16 protein-coding genes and 2 tRNA genes are annotated in these 21,742 nt (G+C 71.9%); 15 read left to right on the plus strand and 3 right to left on the minus strand.

What is annotated here, in order from left to right; all coding sequences use genetic code 11:
• Window positions 1-1,128: 1,128 nt before the first annotated feature.
• From treZ to glgX, 3 genes are all read right to left on the minus strand, one after another.
• Window positions 1,129-2,940 carry a malto-oligosyltrehalose trehalohydrolase gene (gene treZ, locus GVV76_RS04040; RefSeq protein WP_159625182.1) on the minus strand — a complete coding sequence of 604 codons (1,812 nt, stop codon included), beginning with the start codon at window positions 2,938-2,940 and terminating at the stop codon, window positions 1,129-1,131.
• Complete coding sequence (gene treY, locus GVV76_RS04045) at window positions 2,937-5,648, minus strand: malto-oligosyltrehalose synthase (RefSeq protein ID WP_236263209.1); 2,712 nt, start codon at window positions 5,646-5,648, stop codon at window positions 2,937-2,939. Before treY ends, treZ begins: the two co-directional genes overlap by 4 nt.
• A gap of 65 nt (window positions 5,649-5,713) precedes the next feature.
• Complete coding sequence (gene glgX, locus GVV76_RS04050; protein ID WP_159625184.1) at window positions 5,714-8,077, minus strand: glycogen debranching protein GlgX; 2,364 nt, start codon at window positions 8,075-8,077, stop codon at window positions 5,714-5,716.
• Between the two features lie 165 nt (window positions 8,078-8,242).
• Here glgX and GVV76_RS04055 point away from each other — a divergent pair.
• The 15 genes from GVV76_RS04055 to ruvA all read left to right on the plus strand — a co-directional run bounded on the left by GVV76_RS04055 (window position 8,243) and on the right by ruvA (window position 21,742).
• A tRNA-Gly gene (locus GVV76_RS04055) sits at window positions 8,243-8,315 on the plus strand.
• Window position 8,316: 1 nt separating this feature from the next.
• Window positions 8,317-8,388: transfer RNA gene (locus GVV76_RS04060), tRNA-Val, on the plus strand.
• A gap of 287 nt (window positions 8,389-8,675) precedes the next feature.
• Window positions 8,676-9,914 carry a carboxylate--amine ligase gene (locus GVV76_RS04065; RefSeq protein WP_159625186.1) on the plus strand — a complete coding sequence of 413 codons (1,239 nt, stop codon included), beginning with the start codon at window positions 8,676-8,678 and terminating at the stop codon, window positions 9,912-9,914.
• A 77-nt stretch (window positions 9,915-9,991) separates the two neighbouring features.
• Window positions 9,992-11,056 (plus strand): lipid II:glycine glycyltransferase FemX, encoded by a 1,065-nt coding sequence (locus GVV76_RS04070; protein WP_159625188.1) that lies wholly within the window; start codon window positions 9,992-9,994, stop codon window positions 11,054-11,056.
• Window positions 11,057-11,210: 154 nt separating this feature from the next.
• Window positions 11,211-13,268 (plus strand): threonine--tRNA ligase, encoded by a 2,058-nt coding sequence (gene thrS / locus GVV76_RS04075; protein ID WP_159625190.1) that lies wholly within the window; start codon window positions 11,211-11,213, stop codon window positions 13,266-13,268.
• The gene (locus tag GVV76_RS04080; RefSeq protein WP_159523189.1) at window positions 13,261-13,863 is read left to right on the plus strand and encodes an HIT family protein; all 603 of its coding nucleotides are present in this window, start codon (window positions 13,261-13,263) and stop codon (window positions 13,861-13,863) included. The genes thrS and GVV76_RS04080 overlap by 8 nt, the downstream gene beginning before the upstream one ends.
• 56 nt (window positions 13,864-13,919) lie before the next feature.
• Window positions 13,920-14,570 (plus strand): phosphatidylinositol phosphate synthase, encoded by a 651-nt coding sequence (gene pgsA / locus GVV76_RS04085; protein WP_159625192.1) that lies wholly within the window; start codon window positions 13,920-13,922, stop codon window positions 14,568-14,570.
• Complete coding sequence (locus GVV76_RS04090; RefSeq protein WP_159625194.1) at window positions 14,567-15,568, plus strand: phosphatidylinositol mannoside acyltransferase; 1,002 nt, start codon at window positions 14,567-14,569, stop codon at window positions 15,566-15,568. The genes pgsA and GVV76_RS04090 overlap by 4 nt, the downstream gene beginning before the upstream one ends.
• Window positions 15,565-16,746, plus strand: coding sequence for a glycosyltransferase family 4 protein (locus GVV76_RS04095; RefSeq protein ID WP_159625196.1), 1,182 nt, complete (start codon window positions 15,565-15,567; stop codon window positions 16,744-16,746). Before GVV76_RS04090 ends, GVV76_RS04095 begins: the two co-directional genes overlap by 4 nt.
• 10 nt (window positions 16,747-16,756) lie before the next feature.
• Window positions 16,757-17,398, plus strand: coding sequence for a hypothetical protein (locus GVV76_RS04100; RefSeq protein ID WP_159523181.1), 642 nt, complete (start codon window positions 16,757-16,759; stop codon window positions 17,396-17,398).
• Window positions 17,395-18,594, plus strand: coding sequence for a PrsW family intramembrane metalloprotease (locus tag GVV76_RS04105; RefSeq protein WP_159625198.1), 1,200 nt, complete (start codon window positions 17,395-17,397; stop codon window positions 18,592-18,594). Before GVV76_RS04100 ends, GVV76_RS04105 begins: the two co-directional genes overlap by 4 nt.
• Before the next feature lie 24 nt (window positions 18,595-18,618).
• A complete protein-coding gene (locus tag GVV76_RS04110; RefSeq protein ID WP_159523179.1) occupies window positions 18,619-19,263 on the plus strand; it encodes an NUDIX hydrolase in 645 nt (214 codons plus the stop codon).
• A 324-nt stretch (window positions 19,264-19,587) separates the two neighbouring features.
• Window positions 19,588-20,352: a YebC/PmpR family DNA-binding transcriptional regulator gene (locus GVV76_RS04115; protein ID WP_159625200.1), complete on the plus strand. Its 765-nt coding sequence runs from the start codon at window positions 19,588-19,590 to the stop codon at window positions 20,350-20,352.
• A gap of 80 nt (window positions 20,353-20,432) precedes the next feature.
• Window positions 20,433-21,035, plus strand: a complete 603-nt coding sequence (locus GVV76_RS04120) for a crossover junction endodeoxyribonuclease RuvC (RefSeq protein ID WP_159523312.1) — start codon at window positions 20,433-20,435, stop codon at window positions 21,033-21,035.
• 65 nt (window positions 21,036-21,100) lie between these two features.
• The gene (gene ruvA, locus GVV76_RS04125) at window positions 21,101-21,742 is read left to right on the plus strand and encodes a Holliday junction branch migration protein RuvA (protein WP_159625202.1); all 642 of its coding nucleotides are present in this window, start codon (window positions 21,101-21,103) and stop codon (window positions 21,740-21,742) included.

Genomic DNA, 21,742 nt, shown 5'->3' on the forward strand with positions numbered 1-21,742 from the left:
CGGTCTTAGCGGGATCGTTAGGTGTCACCGCCGTGGCGCGTCCTACCGGTGCGGGCGGCTTGTGCGCGAGGTGCGCGATCCCTGCCGCTAGTCCTCCGGTCCGCGGCGGCGCGGGCGGTCCCCCTGCCGAGCCCTCGTCCCCGCGATACCGTCTCATCCCCGAGATGCCGTCTCAGCGCGGAGATACCGCCTCGCCCCCGAGATACCGTCTCGCCTCGAAGACACCGCCTCAGCTCCGCGATACCGCCTCAGCCCGGCGTTGCGCCCTCATTCTCGCAGTTTGAGGGCGCAACGCCGGGCTAGGACGGTATTTGCGGGCTGGGGTGGTACTTGTGGGACGAGGCGGTATTTGCGGACTGGGACGGTATTCACGGGGTGCCCCCGACGCGCGCGATGAATATGATGCGGGGCGGCGCCAAGGAGGAGGCTGGGCTGTCCCGGCTGGAAGAATGACTCATCAGATCACATGCGGCCGTCAAGAGGAAATTGTTCAATCACATGTGGGCCCGGCGCGAGTCCCCCTGGCTCGGGCCGGAACCTTGGAATGCTGTCCGCGCTCGCCGGCTCCGGGGCGGTCGTCCACGCGGCGATGATCGCGGGGAGGGGATGGGCAAGGGGGTGGCGGGCTCGCGGGCCTCATCCCTGGCGCCACCCGAGTCGGCCCATCGGCCCTCGCTGCGCTCATAGGTTCCGCGGGAGACCATCATCAGTTCCTCAATGCGAGGTTCCGTCGCCCCGGAGAGGATGTTCTCGCGCTCTATGATGCTTTCTTCCCGGTTGACGGCGGATGTGTTATGGCGCTCGTCGGCATTGATGGCCGTCGAAAGAGCATGATGCGTCCGTTCCTGTCGCGGTTCCATGAGCCTGCCGAGGGGGAATTCCTCATTCGCGGGAGGCCTATCAGTGAGTTCTCAAGACAATCCCACCACTCGTAGTTCTCGGCCCCGTTCCCGGATGTCGTGAGACAAAAGCGATCGAGGAAGAGCGATGGGGGCGGTGGCGTTGGGTGGGGTGGGGCGCCTGGCGGTGGCGTGGGGCGCGCGGTGATGGCGTGGGTGGGGTGCGTGGTGGTGGTGTTGGGCGCTCGGCGGGCGCGGCGATGAGCGCCGGGGGATGAGCGCCGGGCGATCAGCGTCGGGCGATGAGCGTCTGGCCCGCCGCGAGGACACCGGGGCGGCGCGGGCCGGCGCCCGCCTCCCCGGGCTCCCACGAGGCGAGAGCCTCGCCGTGATCCGGCGCCGGGCGCTCCTGGCCAGACAGGTTGACCGCGACGATCACGTCATCGTAGGCCACCGTGATGACGCCGTCGGCGTCCTCGACCCCGGGCCATCGCCGGCGCTGCGACCACCCCAGTTCGCGGCGCAGCGCGATCAGGCGCGTGAACCACTGGAGCAGACGGGAGTGGTCCGGCGCGCTGGGCTCATCCCAGTCCAGGCGGGAGGAGGCCACCGTGGACGGCGCCTGCGGGTCCGGAATGTCCTTGGCCGACCATCCGAAATCAGCGAACTCCCGCTTGCGCCCCTGGCTCACGCCCGCCGCCAGGGCGGGATCGTCGTGATCGGTGAAGAATTGGAAGGGCCGCCGCGTGCCCCACTCCTCGCCCATGAACAGCATCGGGGTGTAGGGGCTGAGCAGTACGAGGGCGGCTTGCGCCGCCAGCGTGTCATCGCCCAGGGAGGCGGCCGGCCGGTCCCCGACGGCCCTGTTGCCCACCTGGTCATGGTTGGAGGAGAAGACGACGAAGCGCCGGGGGTCCGTGCCCTCCGGCACTGGCGCGCCCCACCGGCGCCCCCGGAAGCTCGACCAGGACCCGTCGTGGAGGAAGGCGCGGGAGTACGCCCTCAGCCAGCCTCCCGGGGCGGCGAAGTCGGCGTAGTAGCCCTGGGACTCCCCGGTCAGGCGGGCGTGCAGGGCGTGGTGGATGTCGTCGGCCCACTGAGCGGTCATGCCCAGTGAGGGCGAGCGCGCCGGCGGCCTCTCATCAACGGGCGTGATGACTCCGACGTCGTTGAGATCGGACTCCGCGATGAGCCCCAGCGGCCGACCGAGCTCATCGGACAGGGCCGCCACGGCCTCGGAGAGCTCGGCGAGCACATGGCGGGGGGAGTCGTCGACGATGGCGTGGATTGCGTCGAGGCGCAGGGCGTCGACATGGAAGTCCCTCAGCCAGCGCAGGGCGGCGTCGATGACGTAGGCGCGCACCTGCTCACGGCCGGCCTGGTCGAAGTTCACCGCCTCGCCCCAGGGTGTGTGGTGCGCGGCCGTGAAGTAGGGGCCGAACGCGCCCAGGTAATTTCCCGAGGGGCCCAGGTGGTTGTAGACGACGTCGAGGCACACGGCGATCCCCTCGCGGTGCGCCGCGTCGACGAAGCGGGCCAGGGCCTCGGGCCCGCCGTAGTGCTCGTGGACGGCCCACAGGCTCACGCCGTCGTAGCCCCATCCCAAGGCCCCCGGCGACGGCGCCAGAGGCATGAGCTCAACCATGTCCACCCCGAGCCGGGCCAGGTGCCCCAGGCGCCCCGCGGCCGCGTCGAGCGTCCCATCGGGCGTGAACGTCCCCACGTGCAGCTCGTAGATGACCGCGCCGCGCGCGTCCCTGCCCGCCCATCCGTCATCGGTCCACGCCCCGGCCCAGGCCGAGGGATCGATGTAGCGGGAGGGGCCGTGGACCCCGTAGGGCTGGCGGGCGCTGCGCGGGTCGGGGCGGTCGGGGGAGCCATCGACCCGGAAGGCGTAGTCCGTGCCGGGGGTGAGCGCGTGGGGGCTCACCCACCAGCCGTCGCCGACGCGCTCCATGGGCAGCGCCTCCCCGGTGGCGGGAAGGCTCAACTCCACGCGGCCGGCGCCGGGCGCCCACACGGGGACCCTCGCGCCGACGGGCAGGGCGGGGCTCTCCCAGGGGCGGCGCGCGCCCGCCGCGCGGCTGTCCGCGCCGGTCATGGCCGAGCCTCCCTCCGCTCGCGGGCCCGCGCTCCCTCGGCCCAATGGCCGGGGCCCTCCTCATCCGCGGCCGCGGGGGAGGCCTGGCGGGCCAGGACGACGACGGGAGCGTCGCCCATGAGATCGGCCAGGGGGAGAGTGCCCCCGCCGGTCTCGGCATCAGTGATCACCGAGCGCCAGGCCCCCTCGGGCAGGACGATGGAGTGCTCGCGCCAGCCCCCGAGGGTCGCCAGGCGCCTGCCCAGGCGCCGCACGACGACGATGACGTCCTCCTCGCCGTCGAGCGTGCGGGCGAAGGCGAAGGCGTGCGACGTGGTCACGGGGATCGCCCGGTAGCCTGAGCGCGATCCGACGAAGGTCTCGGGGCGGTTCCGGCGCAGGCGCAGCAGGGCGGCGGTCAGCGCGAGTTTCTCCTCGTCCAGGCTGCGCGCGGGAGCTCCGGAGTCCAGGTGGGAGAGCATCCGCTCCAGGCCGCCCTCGCCGCGGTAGTCCACCGGTCGGCGGTTGTCCGGGTCGACGAGGCTGGTGCGGGTGATCTCCGAGCCCTGGTAGACATCGGCCACGCCGAGCCAGGTCAGGGTGAGGGCCTTGTTCGCCAGGACGATCGCGCGGGTCTCGCGGGCGGTGAGCGAGGCGAAGGCCTCGATCTGCTCGGCGACGGTGGGATCGGTGAGTAGGTGGGCGGCGTAGCCGGTCAGAGCCTCTTCGCGGGCGGTGTCCGGACTGGTCCACGTGGTCCAGGTCTTCTGCTCACGGGAGGCCTTGATGAGGTAGGCGGTCAGCCGCTCGGGGGTCATCGGGTCGGCGCTGCCGGGGGCCCAGGTGCCCCACAGCACCTGCCATAGGAGGAGCTCGCTGCGCCCGTCCAGGTCCATCGGCCGCGCCTCCTGGGTCAGGAGGCGGAGCCGATGGATGAGGTCGGTCCACTCATCGGCGTAGGAGGCCAGGACGTCGAGGCGCGCGCGCACGTCCTCCCCGCGCTTGGTGTCGTGGGTGGTGGAGGTGACCATGGTGGCGGGCCAGGTGGCCTGGGTGCGCTCGGCCCAGGCATGGGCCTCATCGGGGTCCAGGGCGAAGCCGGAGGGGTTCCCTCCGACCTCGGTGAGGCTGGTCAGGTGCATCCAGCGGTAGAAGGCCGTGTCCTCGACGCCCTTGGCGGTCACTGCCCCGCAGACCTGCTGGAAGCGGACGATCGCCTCTGCCCGCAGGGGGGAGGCGGACATGCCCTCGCTGCCCACGGGCTCGCCGAGCAGGAGCGCCACGACGAGGTCGAGGGTCTCGGCTTGGTCCTCCTCCAGGCGCTCCCGGGCGCGCTCGGCGGAGGCGCGTAGGACGGCGGCCTGATCGGGGTCGGCCGGGTGCCCGGGAACGATGTAGGCGCGGTAGCGGTCCGCGGCCACGAGCAGCTCGACGAGGCAGGCGTGCAGGTCGCGCAGGGTGTGGTCGCGCAGGCGCACGTCCAAGGAGGTGAGGCGGTCGAGGATGGCCGCGAGCCGGTAGACCTCCGCGGCCAGGGAACCGCCGATGACCTCCCGCTTGGCGGTCTCAACGACGCGCGGGTGGTCGATCGGGCCCTCACCGGCGAACTCGTGCATGAGCATGCCCAGGCGCGCCGAGCCGGCGGGGTCGACCTGCAGCTGGTCGATGCGCCAGGCGGCGTCGTAGCCGGTGGTGCCGGCCACGGGCCATGAGGGGGGAAGGGACTCGTCTGGCGCCAGGATCTTCTCCGCGGCGATCCACGCCTGGCCGGTGGCCTCGCTCAGGCGCGCCAGGTAGCCTCCCGGGTCGGCCAGGCCATCGGGGTGGTCCACGCGCAGCGCGTCGATCGTGCCGTTCGCGATGAATTCGGTGATCAGCGCGTGGGAGCCCTCGAAGACGGCGGGGTCCTCCACGCGGATGGCCGCGAGAGTGCCGACGTCGAAGAAGCGGCGGTAGTTGGTCTCCTCATCGCCGACCTTCCAGTAGGCCAGGCGGTAGAACTGCTGCTCGACGAGCACGGCCATGGGCAGGGATTCGGTGCCCTCGGCGATCGGGAAGACATGGTCGAAGTAGCGCAGCACCCACTGCTCGCCCCGCTCGGGCTCGGTGGGCACGACGATCCGCTCTAGGCGCAGCTCGTCGTCAGCCAGGACGCGGCCGAGGCGCGCCCCCAGGATCGGCATGAGGATCGGCTCATCGACTGACACGTCGAACCAGTGCGCGTAGGGGGACTCCGGCCCATCGCGCAGGACCGACCATAGGGGCAGGTTGGACCAGCCGGGAGTGGGAACCGCCATGTGGTTGGGGACGATGTCGACGACGACGCCCAGGCCCGCCTCGTGGGCGGCGCCGGCCAGGCGCTCCAGCCCCTCGCGGCCCCCCATGGGCTCGGAGATCCGGGTGTGGTCGACGACGTCGTAGCCGTGGGTGGAGCCGGGCGCGGCCTGGAGGATGGGCGAGAGGTAGAGGTCGGTGACTCCGAGGTCGACCAGGTAGGGCAGCAGGGCGCGGGCGGCGTCGAAATCCAGGTCCGCGCCCAACTGGAGGCGGTAGGTGCTCACGGGGGCGCGCCGCCCCTCGCGCGGCAGGTGGCCGGACCAGGGCGCGTAACCGGTCTGCGGCGCCGCCTGCGCGGGGGAGGGCGCGCCACCGGTCGGCGCGGGGGTGGCGGGAGGCCGAGGCGGGCCTGCGTGATCCGGGGAGGCGGTCGAGGGGCGGTGATCGGTCATGCTCTCGGTCCTCCTGAGGGTCAGGACTGCCTCATGGTCTGGTCAGGGCGTTCGCCTGGACCGTATCAGGAACGCCTCAGGCCCGTGTGGGAGAGGCCTGCCCGCTCCTGGTGCTCCGGGCCCTGGTCCGCCTGCTCGTCGGAGATGAGGCAGAGGATCGAATGCGCCTGGACGAGGACCTGCTGGCCGGCCAGCAGCGACTCCGGGTGGACCTCGTCCGTGGCGGGAGCCGTGTCGAGGGCGATCCTCCATGCCGGGGCGTGGTCGGCGTCGGGGATGGTGAAGGTGATGTCCTCCCCGGCGGCGTTGATGAGGATGAGGATGGAGTCGTCGACGATCCGCTGGCCGCGCTCATCGGGCTCGGCGATGGCCTCGCCGTTGAGGAAGACGGCCATGGCGCGCGCGTACCAGGTGGCCCAGTCCTCATCGGTCATGCGCGCCCCGGAGGGGCCGAGCCACTCGATCTCGCCCATGTCCGACTCGCCGCCGTGGCCCGCGGCCCCGGAGAAGAAACGACGACGGCGCAGCACCGGGTGCTCCTGGCGCAGGCGGATCATGTCCGAGGTGAATCGCAGGAGATCGCGGGCCTCGCCGTCGAGGTCCCAGTGGACCCAGGCCAGCTCGTTGTCCTGGCAGTAGGCGTTGTTGTTGCCGTTCTGGGTGCGGCCCATCTCGTCGCCGTGGCAGATCATGGGCACGCCCTGGCTGAAGAGGATGGTGGCCAGGAAGTTGCGTGCCTGGCGGCTGCGCAGCTCCAGGACCGCCGGGTCGTCCGAGGGGCCCTCCGCGCCGCAGTTCCACGAGCGGTTGGCGTTGTCGCCGTCGGCACCGCCCTCCCCGTTGGCCTCGTTGTGCTTGTCGTTGTAGGACACGAGGTCGCGCAGGGTGAAGCCGTCGTGCGCGGTGACGAAGTTGACGCTGGCCACCGGCGTGCGGCCGGAGTTCTGGTAGAGGTCGGAGGACCCGGTGATCCGCGAGGCGAAATTGCCCAGGGTGGAGGGCTCGCCCCGCCAGAAGTCCCTGACCGTGTCCCGGTATCGGCCGTTCCACTCGCTCCACAGGGCGGGGAAGCCGCCGACGTTGTAGCCGCCGTCGCCCACGTCCCAGGGCTCGGCGATGAGCTTAACCTGGGAGAGCACGGGGTCCTGGTGGATGATGTCAAAGAACGCGCTGAGCTTGTCGACCTCGTGGAACTGGCGGGCGAGAGTGGAGGCCAGGTCGAAGCGGAAGCCGTCGACATGCATCTCGGTGACCCAGTAGCGCAGCGAGTCCATGATCATCTGCAGGACGGCCGGGGAGCGCATGAGCAGGGAGTTGCCGGTGCCCGTGGTGTCGAAGTAGTGCTCCTGGGAGCCGTCGACGAGCCGGTAGTAGGCGGCATTGTCGATGCCCTTGAAGGACAGGGTGGGGCCCATGTGGTTGCCCTCGGCCGTGTGGTTGTACACGACGTCGAGGATCACCTCGATATCGGCCTCGTGGAAGGCCTTGACCATGGACTTGAACTCCTGGACCTGCTGACCGGCCTCGCCGTAGGCGGCGTAGGCGTTATGCGGGGCGAAGAAGCCGATGGTGTTGTAGCCCCAGTAGTTCGACAGGCCCTTCTCCTGCAGGTGCGTGTCGTTGACGAACTGGTGGACGGGCATAAGCTCGATCGCCGTGATGCCCAGCGCCTTGAGGTGGTCGATGACGGGGCGCTGCGCCAGGCCCGCGTAGGTTCCGCGCAACTCGGTGGGGATCTCTGGGTGCAACTTGGTCATGCCCTTGACATGGGCCTCGTAGATGATCGTCTCGTGGTAGGGGTGAGCCGGCGGGCGGTCGTGGCCCCAGTCGAAGAAGGGGGAGATGACGATCGAGCGCATCGTCACGGGCGCGGAGTCGGACTCGTTGCGGGTGTCGGGGGCGTCGAAGTTGTAGGAGTACAGGCTGGGGGAGGGGGACACCTGGCCGGAGATCGCCTTGGCGTAGGGGTCCAGGAGGAGTTTGGAGGGGTCGCAGCGGTGGCCCGAGCCGGGATCGTAGGGGCCGTGGACGCGGTAGCCGTAGACCTGCCCGGGGTAGACCGAGGGCAGGTAGCCGTGCCAGACGCCGGCGTCCACCTCGGTCAGGGGCACGCGGGTCTCGGTCCCGGCGTCGTCGAAAAGGCACAGGTCGACGCCGGAGGCGACGGAGGAGAACAGCGCGAAGTTGGTGCCGGAGCCATCGAAAGTGGCGCCCAGGGGGGCGGGCCGGCCCGGCCAGACGACCGGCGCGCCGGCGGGCTCCTCAAGGGGAGCGGCGGGCTCGGCGGACTCCGCGGGCTCCGCGGGGGAGGCGGACTCCGCGGGGGAGGCGGGGGGAGTCGCGGGCTCAGGGGCCTCAGGGGAGGACGGCTCGGTCGCCGTCGGCAGTGGCTCGCGAGTCGGTAGGGGGGTGCCCGTGCTGGTGTCCATATGCGCTACCTTGCCACGGCGGGCCGCCGATGAGGGGGACCTTGCGGATTGACCTCGCGCATCACATGGCGTGACGCAGGTCATGGGCTGGTGGGCGGGGCGGATTTGGCAAGGCCGCGCGCCCCCTGCTACGTTTCTGCCGCGCCGCGATGCGGTGCGAGAAATGCGGATGTGGCTCAGTTGGTAGAGCATCACCTTGCCAAGGTGAGGGTCGCGGGTTCGAGTCCCGTCATCCGCTCGGGCGATTGGCGCAGCGGTAGCGCGCTTCCCTGACACGGAAGAGGTCACTGGTTCGAACCCAGTATCGCCCACTGCCCCATCAAGGCCCGGGTGGCGCCGTCAGCGCCCCGGGCCTTCTACATTGGTCTGACCAGGTCCCTTGGCCGTGGAGGCGCTGGAATCGGCGCTCGGGGCTGCCTGGCGGGAGCGCCGGGCGGCCCGCGCCCCGCCACCCTCCCCGCCCTCACGTGCTCACGCGGCCCGGGTGCGGCTAGGCTGGCCCCCGTGGGGGCACGGCGCCCGCCCCGCCAGCCCTGAACCACGGGTGCCGACCGCGCCCCACCGGCGCCGCCCACCACGATCCCCAGGAGGACCACGGATGACCGCACGGCACGAGCGGATCCTGCCCGTCGTCATCGGCGGCGACATCGGCGTCTACGCCATCGCCCGCCAACTGCATGAGGCCACGGGCCAGAGGGTCACCGTGCTGGCCAACGCGCCCATCGACGCCATTCGCCGCTCCTCCTACATCGACACCGCGCCCCTGCCCGCCCACGCCACCCGGGAGCAGATCCGCGACGCCCTGACCGGCCTGGCCGCCGGGCGCGAGCCCCGCAGTGCCGTGGTCATGGCCAACACTGACGCCATGGCGACCATCCTCGCCTCCCTGCGCGGCGACCTCGAGCCGGTCTACGCCGTGCCCTTCCCGGATGTCGACGTCATCGACCGCGTCTCCGACAAGGGCGCCTTCGGCCGTATCTGCGATGAGGCCGGCGTGCGCAGCCCCAGGCAGGTCGTCGTCGACTTCGCGGGCGCCGACAGCCCCGACTGGGCCGCCCCCGCCATCGACATCCCCTTCCCCCTCGTGGCCAAGGCCGCCGTGGGCGCCGCCTACGACGCCGTCGAGTTCCCCGGCAAGCGCAAGATCTGGTTCATGGACAGCGCCGCCGAGCTCGACTCCCTGTGGGCCGACCTGCGCGCGGCCGGCTTCCGCTCCACCTTCGTCGTCCAGGAGCTCATCGCGGGGGACAACACCGCCATGCGCTCCATCACGGCCTACGTCGGCTCCGACGGCGCCGTCAGGCTCATCGGCTCGGCCCGCGTCCTCCTGGAGGACCACGCCCCCACGATGATCGGCAACCCCGTCGCCATGATCACAGAGGCCTTCCCCGAGCTGTGGGCCGGCGCGGAGCGCATCCTCACCGCGGCCGGGTACCGCGGCTTCGCCAACTTCGACGTCAAGATCGACCCCGCCACCGGTGAGCCCGTCTTCTTCGAGATCAACCCGCGCATCGGCCGCAACTCCTTCTACATGACGGCCGCCGGCGCCAATCCCATGGTCCCCATGCTCGCCGACCTCATCGACGGCGCGCCCCTGCCCCGCAAGCAGGTCACCGAGGAGATCCTCTACTCCCTGGTGCCCACGCGCCTGCTGCTGCGCTACATCCGCGACGACGCCCTGGCCGCCCGCATCCGCTCGCTCGCCCCCGGCGCCGACCCCCTGCGCGACCCCGCGGACCGCTCCCTGGTGCGCGCCGCGCTCGTCGAGGCCCAGCGCCTCAACCACTACCGAAAGTTCAAGCGCTACTACCCCGAGCCCACCGACCTGTCCTACTGACGCGCGCCGCCCGGCACCCCGCCCAGCGCCGCGGCCCCCACCCGGACCCCTGTCAACCCAGCGCGAGGAGCACGATGATGACCAGTAACGATCACTCCGCCACCGGGCGCCCCGAGACCCTCAGGAGGGTCGATGGGCGCGAGATGCGCCTGGCCATCGGCAACACGCCGGTGGGCATCGAGCAGACCGAGGCCTGGGAGCGCTACGAGGCCTCCCAGGGCCACGCCCTGTGGGGCCGCTACCTCTACGCCGGCGAGGACGGCAAGCCCGTGGCCGCCATCGCCATCTACGCCGACACCATCGGCGGCCGCCCCTTCCTGTGGGCCAAGCACGGCCCCACCTGGCTCAAGGAGCAGTCCCCCGAGCGAGAGGCCCACCTGCGCGAGCTCCTGCGCGCCGAGATCCGCCGTCGCGACCGCGCGATCCCCTTCCTGCGCATGCACGCCCGCTACAACGCCCCGGACCTCCACGAGCTGCTCAACACCATCACCTACGACCGCACCTTCGTCATCGACCTCACACCGCGCACGCCCGACGCCATCGCCGCCGCCATGCCCAAGGACGGGCGCCGCGCCGTCAAGCGGGCCCAGCGCGTGGCGGAGGAGGCCGGCTGCGTCATCAGCGACGAGACGGGCTTGGAGCGCGGCGAGTTCGACGCCATCTACGAGGTCCTCGCCGAGACCGCCCGCCGCGACGGCTTCCGCCCCCACCCCGCCGACGTCTACTGGTCCATGCTCACCTCGCTCGGTCCCGAGCACGCCCGGCTCTTCGTGCTGCGCCGCGACGGCGTCCCGCACTGCTGGGACCTCATCACCACCTCCGGCAAGGACGCCACCGCCTACTACGGGGCGTCCTCCACCGAGTCCCGCGGCTTCCGCGGCGCCGAGGCCCTCGACTGGTGGGCCGCGCGGACCCTGGCCGAGGAGGGCTACCGCGGCCTGGACCTCATGGGGGCCGACTCGCCCCGCGTGCCCGAGCTCTACCAGGTCGGCATGTACAAGAAGCGCTACGCCAAGCATCCCACCGAGATCGACGGCGCCTGGGACGTGCCCGTCAACCAGGCCATGTACGCCGCGCTGCGCGCCGCCAAGACCGGCAGGGGCGCCTACAAGTCCCTGCGTGATCGCCTCGGGCGGCATTAAGGGGCGCTGAAAGGCGCTGGGGCGCGGAGGGCCCGGGCAACCGGGCCGCGCTGAGCAGCGCCGAACGGCGCTCAGCGGCACTGGTCAGTCTGAGTAGACTGCACCGCGTGCGCCGGCGGCGCGCCCCGCTCTCACCCGACCCAAGGAGACCGCAGTGCCCTCCCAGATCCCGCAGACCATCGACGTGACCATCGACGGCGCCACCCGCGCCATCGAGGCGGGGACGACGGGCACCGAGCTCTTCGCCGAGGAGGCCCGTCACGGCGTCGTCGCCATGCGCGTGGACGGCGAGCCCTGGGACCTCGCGCGCGAGATCCCCGCGGGCGCCGTCGTCGAGCCCATCACCCTGGACTCCGAGGACGGTCTGGCTATCCTGCGCCACAGCGCCACCCACGTTATGGCCCAGGCCGTCCAGGAGATGTTCCCCGACGTCAACCTCGGCATCGGCCCCTTCATCACCGACGGCTTCTACTACGATTTCGGGGGGATCGACGCCGTCACCCCTGAGCTCATGCGCGACATCGAGAAGCGCATGAAGCGCATCGTCAAGGAGGGCCAGCGCTTCGTGCGCCGCGACATCTCCGAGGAGCAGGGCCGCGCCGAGCTCGCCGACCAGCCCTACAAGCTCGAGCTCATCACCACCAAGGGAGCCGGCGCCGAGTCCGCCTCCGTTGAGGTGGGGGCGGGTGGCCTGACTATGTACGACAATGTCCGCCGTGACGGCACCGTCGCCTGGAAGGACCTGTGCCGCGGCCCTCATCTGCCCACCACCAAGCTGATCGGCAATGGCTTCGCCCTGACCAAATCCTCCTCGGCCTACTGGAAGGGTGATCAGTCCGGTGACTCCCTCCAGCGCATCTACGGCACCGCCTGGGCCTCAAAGGAGGACCTGACCGCCTACCAGGAGCGCGTCAAGGAGGCCGAGCGGCGCGACCACCGCAAGCTCGGCGCCGAACTCGACCTCTTCTCCTTCCCCGAGGAGATCGGCCCCGGCCTCGTCGTCTTCCACCCCAAGGGGGCGATGCTGCGCCACGAGATCGAGAGCCACGTCATCGAGCGGCACCGCCAGTACGGCTTCGACTTCGTCCACACCCCCGAGATCTCCAAGAGCGGGCTCTTCCACACCTCGGGCCACCTGCCCTACTACGCGGACACCATGTTCCCGCCCATGCTCGCCGACGAGGAGCGCGACGAGACGGGCGCCATCATCAAGGCCGGTCAGGAGTACTACCTCAAGGCCATGAACTGCCCCATGCACAACCTCATCTTCCGCTCCCGCGGCCGCTCCTACCGCGAGCTCCCGCTGCGCTTCTTCGAGATGGGGCACGACTACCGCTATGAGAAGTCCGGCGTCGTGCACGGCCTGACCCGCATGCGCGGCTTCACCCAGGACGACTCCCACACCTACTGCACTACCGAGCAGGCGGCCGAGGAGATCAAGGCGCAGATCGCCTTCTTCATCTCCATCCTCGAGGACTTCGGCCTGACCGACTTCTACCTTGAGCTGTCCACCCGCGACGAGGACGGCGCCAAGAAGGACAAGTTCATCGGCTCCGACGAGGACTGGTCCACCGCCACCCAGGCCCTGGCCGAGGCCTGCGAGGCCTCCGGGCTGGAGGTCGTCCCCGACCCCGGCGGCGCCGCCTTCTACGGCCCGAAGGTCTCCGTGCAGGTCAAGGACGCCATCGGTCGCACCTGGCAGATGTCCACCGTCCAGTACGACTTCAACCAGCCCGAGCGCTTCGATCTGGAGTACACCGCCGCCGACGGCACCCACCAGCGCCCCATCATGCTGCACTCGGCCAAGCTCGGCAGCGTGGAGCGCTTCATCGGCGTGCTCACCGAGCACTACGCCGGCGCCTTCCCCGCCTGGCTGTCCCCGGTCCAGGCGCGCCTCATCCCCGTGGCCGAGGCCTTCGACGAGTATGTCGACGGCGTGGCCGCGACGCTGCGCGCCGCCGGGGTGCGCGTCGAGGTCGATCACTCCAACGACCGCTTCGGCAAGAAGATCCGCAACGCCGCCAAGGACAAGATCCCCTTCACTCTCATCGCGGGAGGCGAGGACGCCGAGGCCGGCGCCGTTTCCTTCCGCTTTAGGGGCGGTGACCAGGTCAACGGCGTGCCCGTGGACGAGGCCGTCGCCCACATCCGCCGCGTCATCGCCGAGCGCCTCAACGACCCCGCTGACGAGAGGCTTATAGCCCATGACTGACGACGCCGCCCCGATGGCGCCCATCGGGCGCGCTTCGATCGAGGATCCGCCCTATCACGAGGGGGCGCCGGAGTCCTTCCAGCGGCTGTGGACGCCGCACCGCATGGTGTACATCGGCGGGGCCGACAAGCCCAAGGACTCCACGCCCGGCCAGTGCCCCTTCTGCGCCGCCCCCGGGCGGGGCGATGAGGACGCGCTTATCGTCCACCGCGGCGAGCGCGCCTACGTCATCATGAACCTCTACCCCTACAACACCGGGCACCTCCTCGTCTGCCCCTACCGGCACATTTCGGAACTGACCGAGGCCTCCGACGCCGAGCGCCTGGAGATCATCCAGCTCTCCGCCCGCTCCATGGAGGTCCTGCGCGCGGTGTGCCGCCCGCAGGGGTTCAACCTCGGCATGAACGCCGGGGAGACCGGAGGAGCGGGCATCGCCGCGCACCTGCACCAGCACGTCGTGCCCCGCTGGACCGGCGACGCGAACTTCATGCCGATCATCGGGCGCGCCAAGCCCGTCCCACAGCTCCTGGGGGACCAGCGCGACATGATCGCCGGTGCCTGGGACTCCGCGCCCGCCACGCCCCGCGAGCCCTGACCGGCGCGCGGCGCCGGCGATCCCATACCCGACTGAGACGAGACACGAGGCAGCCCATGCTCGGAAACCACGGCAGAGGCCTGACCAAGGCCCTGTTCACCAAGCCGGCCATGCTCCTGGCCAAGGCCGGGATCACCCCCAACATGCTCACCGTGGCGGGGACCATCGCCTCTATCGCCGCAGCCGTCCTCACTATCCCCCAGGGCCGTTTCATCCTCGGCCCCATCCTGCTGACCTGCCTGCTCGTGGCCGACTCCTTCGATGGGATCCTCGCCCGCGCCACGGGCACCTCCTCCGCCTTCGGGGCCTTCCTCGACTCCACCATGGACCGACTCGCCGATGGTGCCGTCTTCGGCTCGCTCGCCATGTGGGCCGCCACGCACCTGGCCCCCGGGCCCTTGAGGACCTGGACGATCGCCCTGGCGTTGGCGGCGGTCGTGCTCGGCGCGGCCGTTCCCTACGCCCGCGCCCGGGCCGAGTCTGTGGGCGCTAGGGCCTCCGTGGGCATCGCCGAGCGCACCGACCGCCTCGTTGCCATCGGCCTGGCCGCGCTCGCCGTGGGCCTGGGCGCGCCCCAGTGGGTCATCACCGCGGGGCTCGCGCTCGTCGTCACCGCCTCTTTCATCACCGTGATCCAGAGGGTCCTCACCGTTCGGGCCCAGCTCGCCGGAGTGCCCGCGGGCGGCAGGGCGGGAGCCGCCGGGTGAGGCGGCCCCGCGTCGAGGACGCCTACCGCCTCGCCTGGCGGGGCGCCGGGCGCCTGCCCACCGGCCTCGGCTACGCCCTCGCCCACGCCGCCGGTGACGCGCTGTGGGCCCGCCAGCGTGTGCTGCCCGCCCGCGGCGGGGTGGGCCAGCTCGAGCGCAACCTGGCCAGGATCATGCCCGCCGGCACCCCGCGGCGCCGCATCCGCGCGCTGTCCCGCGCCGGGATGCGCTCCTACATGCGCTACTTCTATGAGGCCTTCGCCTTGCCCGGCGCCGGCCAGGAGCGCATCCGCGCCCGTGTCCGGGCCGACCTGCCCCCCACGCTGCGCGAGGACCTCCAGCGCGGCAGCGTCGTCCTGGCCCTCGCCCACATGGGCAACTGGGACCTGGCCGGCGCCTGGGCCTCGTCCGAGCTCGCCGGCGTGCTCACCGTCGCCGAGCGCCTGAGGCCCGCCGATCTCTTCGACCAGTTCGTCAGCTTCCGCTCCTCCCTCGGCATGCGCGTCATCGGGCAGAGCCACGGCGAGCGGGTCTTCGAGCCGCTCGCCGCCGCTGCGGCCGAGCAGCGCCACCTCGTCGCCCTCCTGGCCGACAGGGACCTGTCATCGGCGGGCATCGAGGCCGACCTCCTCGGCCACACGATCCGCGTGGCCGCCGGGCCCGCCGCCCTGGCGCACCGCCTCGGAGCACCCTTGTACGCGACCACCATCCACTACGAGCGCCTCAGCGGCGAGCGCCGTCGCCGCGCCGGGGCGCGCTGGGGCATCGTCCTCACCCTCGTCAAGGTGCCCGCCCCCCAGGGCCGGCAGGGGGTCCGGGGCGACGACGATGCCCGCGCGCTCATCACCGCCTGGACGAGGGCGTGGGTGGCGGCGCTGGCCCCCGGCCTTGCCGCCCATCCCGAGGACTGGCATATGCTCCAACCCGTCTACGACGCCGATCTGGACCACGAGCGCCTGGCCAGGCGCCACGCCCGGGAGCAGGAGGAACCCGCATGAGGATCGGACTCGTCTGCCCTTATTCCATGGACGCCCACGGAGGGGTCCAGGCCCATGTCATGGACCTTTCCACCGAGCTCATCAACCGGGGATACGACGTCGGCGCGCTGGCGCCCGCCTCGGAGGACATCGAGTTGCCCGACTGGATGACCTCCGCCGGGGATTCTGTCGCCATCCCCTACAACGGATCCGTGGCCCGCCTCAGCTTCGGGGCGCGCGTGGCCCGCCGGGTGCGGCGCTGGCTGGCCGACGGCCAGTACGACCTGCTCCACATCCACGAGCCGATCACGCCGAGCATCGGGATGCTCGCCCTCCAGTCGGCCACGTGCCCGGTCGTGGGCACCTTCCACGCCGCTATGGACCGCTCGCTGGCCCGGGGGCTGCTCTCCCCGATGGCCACCCCCCTCATGGAGCGCATCACCGCGCGCATCGCCGTGTCCGAGGAGGCCCGGCGCACCCTCATCCAGTACCACGGCGGCGACGCCGTCGTCATTCCCAACGGCGTCAACGTCGCCCCCTTCGCCTCCGCCCCCAAGGACGACCCGCGCTTCGCTGGCGCCCCCGGCGCCCCGACCATCTCCTTCCTCGGAAGGCTCGATGAGCCCCGCAAGGGGCTGGCCGTGCTCGCCGGCGCCATCCCCGCCGTCCTCGATGCGGTCCCGGGCGCGCGCTTTCTCATCGCCGGTCGCGGTCAGGCCGATGACCAGCGGCGCGAGCTCGCCCGGTTCGGGGGCGCCGTCACCTTCCTCGGCGGGGTGAGCGACGAAGACAAGGCCGCCATGCTCGCCTCGGCGACCTGCTACGTCGCCCCGCAGACCGGCGGGGAGTCTTTCGGCATTGTGCTCGTCGAGGCTATGGCCGCCGGCACCCGGGTCATCGCCTCCGATCTCACCGCCTTCTCCGACGTCCTCCAGGGCGGGCGGCTCGGCTCACTGTTCACCAATGGCGACAGCGCCGACCTCGCCCGGGCCATCATCGACGTCCTCACCCGGGCCGAGGCTGCTGAGGCCCGTCGCCGCGCCGCCACCGAGGCCGTCGGCCGCTACGACTGGGCGCGGGTGACCGACGCCGTCCTCGACGTCTACGACATGGCGCTGTCCACCGCCCACACCCGCGTCACCGTCGCCCCGGGTCAGCGCACCGCGCTCGGGCGCCTGCGGGACGCGCTCGACGATTGAGAGGATCCACATGAACGGGCTCGACCCCATCCTCCTAGCGGTCATCGTCGCTCTTGTCCTCCTGCTGCTCCTCGGCTGGAGGCTCTACGCGATCGCCGTGAGGGTCGACCGCCTCCACCGGCAGGTCCTCGGCGCGCGCGCCACCCTCGAGAAGCACCTGGCCTACCGGGCGCAGGCCGCGGTCGACCTCGCCTCGACGGGGCTGCTCGACGCCGCCTCGGCGATGCTCCTCCAGCGCGCCGCCCATGAGGCCCTCGACTGCGAGACCCCGATCGTCCCCGACGGCCTCGACCCCCTCGATACCGCGGGCAGGAGGGCGGCCCCCGCCGAGCCTCCCCAGGGCAGCGCGGGGCGCTCCCGGGCCGGAGTCGAATCCGACCTCTCCCGGGTCATCCGCACCGCCGTCGACGGCGAGGCCAGGGCCGAGCTGCGCGCCACCGAGATGGGAGTGGACGCCGTCGGCCGCCTGGAGCGCGCCAGCGCGCGCGTCGTCCTGGCCCGCCGCTTCCACAACACGCATGTCGCCGAGGCCCGCAGACTCCGCTCCACCCCCGTGGTGCGCCTGCTGCGCCTGGCCGGGCACGCCCCGATGCCCAGCGCCTTCGACATCGACGACGATGCCGAGCCATCCCCTGATCAGGAGGCAGCATGACCGCGCCCGGAAGTTCGGGGTGGGCGCCGCGCGCGGGCTACCGGCGCTCGGCCTGGGCCCCCCGCCCCACCCACCGCGAGGACGTCTTCGCCTCCTCCGCCGCCCCCGACTGGGCCGATCCCGTCGCCATGCGCCGCGCCCGCCGTCGCCGCGTCGTCGTCGGACTGCTCGTGGCGGCCGGCGTCATCGGCGCGGGCATCATGCTCTACGTGCTGGCCTCCATCGCCTCCAGCGGCTCCAGCCTCCTGCAGATGACCCTCCTGGCGCTCGTCCCCCTGACCATCGTGCTGACCACCGTGTGGTGGATCGACCGCTGGGAGCCCGAGCCGCTCGGAATGCTGCTGCTGGCATTCCTGTGGGGAGTGGGCGTGTCCACGGCGGTCTCCCTCGTCGCCAACACGAGCGCCACCATGCTCTTGGCCGGCGCCACCAACGACTTCCGGTACGTCAGCGCCGTCATCACCGCGCCCCTCGTGGAGGAGAGCACCAAGGGGCTGGGCGTGCTCCTCATCTTCCTGCTCGCGCGGCACTCCTTCAACGGCGCCGTCGACGGCATCGTCTACGCGGCCGTCGTGGCCGCCGGATTCGCCTTCTCCGAGAACATCCTCTACTTCCTGCAGAACCAGGACAACCTCGCCCGCACCTTCGTGCTGCGCGGCATCATGTCGCCCTTCGCGCACATCATGTTCACCGCCTGCACCGGTGTGGCGATCGGCGCCTCGGCCCGGATGCGCTCGCGCCTGGCCTGGCTGTGGCTCACCCCGATGGGCCTGGCCGGGGCGATCTGCCTCCACGCCTTCTGGAACGGCGCGCTGTCAAGCGACCTCATGCTCTACTTCATCGTCGAGGTCCCCCTGTTCGTCGCCGCCATCGCCCTCGTCCTGGTGCTGCGCTGGCGTGAGCGGCTCCGGATACGCGCGAGGCTGCGCGAGTACGGGCAGTCCGGCTGGTACCACGAGGCCGAGGTCACGATGCTCACCACCTCCGCTGGGCGCAGAGCCGCCCGCCGGTGGGCCAGGAGACGCGGCCCGGGCGCCAAGCGCGCCATGCGAGACTTCCAGGCCGCCTCCGTCCAACTGGCCAATCTCCGCCAGGGCGCCATGGAGGGCCACTCGGTGAGCGATTTCGCCGCCTCCGAGAGGACTCTCCTCGACCGGGTCATGGACTCGCGCGCCGCCTACATGGGGCAGCGCTGACATGGCCGCCCAGGAGGGGCCCGCATGACCCCGCCCCGGAGCGCGCCGGGCCTTGCCCCTGATGGGCGCGACCCCGCGCGAGTGCCCGCCGACTGGCGGGAGCTGCTTGGCTCCGAGGAGTGGCGACTCGGTCCCGAGGGGCTGCCGTTCCGGCGCGCCGCCCGCGTCATCGCCCTGCGCGAGGATCCCGAGCCGGGGATCCTCCTGGTCCTGGGCCACGACTTCGCCGACGCCGCCCGCGCCTGGGCCTTCACCCCTGGCGGCGGCATCGCCGACGGCGAGGGGCCCCGCGAGGCGGCGCTGCGCGAGCTGTGGGAGGAGACCGGCATCCGCCTGGCGGCCGACCGGCTCATCGGGCCCGTCGTCGAGAGATCCAGCGACTTCGTCTTCAACCTCGTCACCTGCCGCCAGGACGAGGTGATGTACCTCGCCCGCCTGGAGCGCCCCGACACCGCCGCCCTCGAGGGCCACCTGGGCGAGCTCGACCGTGCCGGGTGGACGGACATGGAGCGCGACGTTTTGGACTCGCTGCGCTGGTGGGGTCTGGATGAGCTCGACGACGCCGTCGCCTCGGGCCTGACCGTATACCCCGAGTCTCTGCCCATCCTGGCCCGCGAGCTCATGGCCGGATGGGACGGCGCCGTTCGCGCCATCCACGAGAGGTCCTGAGGCACGCGGGCGGCGGGGCGCGCGGTACGCCCGCGGCGAGAGGCGCCAATAGCACCGAGTGGTGCGCTCTGCCCGCTCCTCTCGGTGCTGGCGGCACCTGTCAGGGGGAAGGGCGCCAGTCGGCGCCCGGCGCGGGGTGCGCGGCGCGGGGTGCGCGGCGCGGGGTGCGCGGCGCGCGGTGCGAGGCGCGCGGCCTGAGGCGCGCGGGCGCGGGCGGCGGGCCCCGGCGCGCTAGGATATGCGCGGTTCGCCGCGCCCACTCGCGGCACGTCAGAGACATAGGGCCTGGACGCCGAGCCAGTCCGCTACCGCCGAGGAGAACACATGTCGGGTCACTCCAAGTGGGCCACCACGAAGCACAAGAAGGCCGCCATCGACGCCAAGCGCGGCAAACTGTTCGCGCGCCTCATCAAGAACATCGAGGTCGCCGCCCGCACCGGTGGCGGTGACCCCGCCGGCAACCCCACCCTCTTCGACGCCATCCAGAAGGCCAAGAAGAACTCCGTCCCCGCCGACAACATCACCCGCGCCGTCAAGCGCGGCAGCGGCGAGGAGGCCGGAGGCGCCGACTGGCAGACCATCATGTACGAGGGCTACGGACCTGCCGGCGTCGCCTTCCTTGTCGAGTGCCTCACCGACAACCGCAACCGGGCCGCCTCCGACGTGCGCGTCGCCTTCACCCGCACCGGCGGGTCGCTGGCGGACCCCGGCTCGGTGGCCTACAACTTCACCCGCAAGGGCGTCGTCGAGATCGCCAAGGCCGACGGCATCGACGAGGACACGATTCTCATGGCCGTGCTCGACGCCGGCGCCGAGGAGGTCATCGAGGGCGCCGACTCCTTCGAGGTCATCTCCGAGCCCCAGGACCTCGTCGCCGTGCGCACCGCCGTCACCGAGGCCGGCATGGACTATGACTCCGCGGAGTCCCAGTTCGTCGCGGGCACGCGGATCGAGGTCGACGCCGATGGCGCCCGCAAGGTCCTGCGCCTCGTTGACGCCCTGGAGGACCTCGACGACGTCCAGAACGTCTACACCTCCGTGGACATCTCCGCCGAGGTCGCCGCCGAGCTCGAGGCGGACGAGGGCTGAGCGCCACGGCCGGCGCCTCCGGGGGCGCGCGGCGGCCAGCCTCCAGCCGCGCCGCCGTCGCCCAGCAGCGCGTTCTGGGCATCGACCCCGGGCTCACGCGCTGCGGGCTCGGCTGCGTGGACATCGACCCGCGCCGCCGCGTCCGGCTCGTCGAGGTCGGCGTCGTGCGCACCCCGCCGGCTCAGAGCCCCGAGTTGCGGATCCTGGCCATCGCCGAGGCCCTCGACGACTGGATCGCCCGCCTGGGGCCCAGCGCGCTGAGCGTCGAGAGGGTCTTCGCCCAGGACAACCTGCGCTCCGTCATCGGCGTCGCCCAGGTTATGGGCGTGGTGATGCTCGCCGGCGCCCGGGCCGGCATCGAGGTCGCCCAGCACACGCCGAGTGAGGCCAAGGCGGCCGTCACCGGGTCGGGGGTGGCCGGCAAGGCCCAGGTTCAGGCCATGGTCGCCCGCATTCTCGGTCTGGCCGAGCCCCCCAAGCCCGCCGATGCCGCCGACGCGCTCGCCCAGGCGATCTGCCATGGCTGGCGCGGCGGGGGCACCGGGGCGGACGGCGCCACCGAGATGGTCTCCGCCGGGGGAGCGGTGCGCGCCAGCGCCCGGACCCCCGCCCAGCGCCAGTGGGCGGCCGCCCAGGCGGCGGCCCGTCGCACCGGCGCCGTCGATCCTCGCCACGCCGGATGAGCGCGGGGCCCGCCTCGCGTACCCCTGCTACTATCCGAACAATTGTTCGAAGGGAGGCCCCGCCTATGATCGCCTCACTGCGCGGCACCGTCGTCGCGGTCTCGCTGACCTCGGCGGTGATCGAGACCGGGGGAGTGGGCCTGGCCGTCCTCGCCACCCCCACCACCCTGTCCGCATTGCGCGTGGGCGCCGAGGCCCTCCTGCACACCGAGCTCATTGTGCGCGAGGACTCCCTGACCCTCTACGGATTCGTCGACGCCGACGAGCGCGACTGCTTCCGGGTCCTGCTCGGAGCCAAGGGTGTGGGCGCCAAGCTCGCCCTGGCCATGCTCGCGGTCCACACCCCCGACGCCCTGCGCCGCGCCATCGCCGCCGAGGACGTCGCCGCCCTCAAGCGCGTCCCCGGCCTGGGGCCCAAGGGTGCGCAGAGGATCATCATCGACGTCGGCGACAAGCTCGGGCCCCCGCTCGGCCCGGAGCCCCCCGCGAGCCGCGGCGAGCCCATCGCCGCCGACGGCGCGGCCGAGGACGGCGAGCCCCACCCCGACGTCGTCGCCGCGCTCGTCCAACTCGGCTGGAATGAGGCGAGCGCCCGCGAGGCCGTCCTCGCCGTCGGGCCCGGCCTGGCCGCCCCCGGCCAGGCCCCGGCCGTCCCCGAGATCCTGCGCGCGGCCCTGAGATGGCTGGGCGGTGGCCGCCGTGGCTGA

It is taken from the genome of Actinomyces sp. zg296 (genome assembly GCF_009829695.1).
In the GTDB taxonomy this organism is placed as follows: Bacteria; Actinomycetota; Actinomycetes; order Actinomycetales; family Actinomycetaceae; genus Actinomyces; species Actinomyces marmotae.

What these genes read in the sequence shown, in the direction of transcription:
- GVV76_RS04110 (WP_159523179.1), top strand. Translation starts at nt 18,619, where the DNA reads ATGACCCCGCCCCGGAGCGCGCCGGGCCTTGCCCCTGATGGGCGCGAC.
- glgX (WP_159625184.1), bottom strand. Translation starts at nt 8,077, where the DNA reads ATGGACACCAGCACGGGCACCCCCCTACCGACTCGCGAGCCACTGCCG.
- GVV76_RS04080 (WP_159523189.1), top strand. Translation starts at nt 13,261, where the DNA reads ATGACTGACGACGCCGCCCCGATGGCGCCCATCGGGCGCGCTTCGATC.
- GVV76_RS04070 (WP_159625188.1), top strand. Translation starts at nt 9,992, where the DNA reads ATGACCAGTAACGATCACTCCGCCACCGGGCGCCCCGAGACCCTCAGG.
- pgsA (WP_159625192.1), top strand. Translation starts at nt 13,920, where the DNA reads ATGCTCGGAAACCACGGCAGAGGCCTGACCAAGGCCCTGTTCACCAAG.
- GVV76_RS04095 (WP_159625196.1), top strand. Translation starts at nt 15,565, where the DNA reads ATGAGGATCGGACTCGTCTGCCCTTATTCCATGGACGCCCACGGAGGG.
- treZ (WP_159625182.1), bottom strand. Translation starts at nt 2,940, where the DNA reads ATGACCGGCGCGGACAGCCGCGCGGCGGGCGCGCGCCGCCCCTGGGAG.
- ruvA (WP_159625202.1), top strand. Translation starts at nt 21,101, where the DNA reads ATGATCGCCTCACTGCGCGGCACCGTCGTCGCGGTCTCGCTGACCTCG.
- GVV76_RS04100 (WP_159523181.1), top strand. Translation starts at nt 16,757, where the DNA reads ATGAACGGGCTCGACCCCATCCTCCTAGCGGTCATCGTCGCTCTTGTC.
- GVV76_RS04115 (WP_159625200.1), top strand. Translation starts at nt 19,588, where the DNA reads ATGTCGGGTCACTCCAAGTGGGCCACCACGAAGCACAAGAAGGCCGCC.
- GVV76_RS04065 (WP_159625186.1), top strand. Translation starts at nt 8,676, where the DNA reads ATGACCGCACGGCACGAGCGGATCCTGCCCGTCGTCATCGGCGGCGAC.
- GVV76_RS04105 (WP_159625198.1), top strand. Translation starts at nt 17,395, where the DNA reads ATGACCGCGCCCGGAAGTTCGGGGTGGGCGCCGCGCGCGGGCTACCGG.
- treY (WP_236263209.1), bottom strand. Translation starts at nt 5,648, where the DNA reads ATGACCGATCACCGCCCCTCGACCGCCTCCCCGGATCACGCAGGCCCG.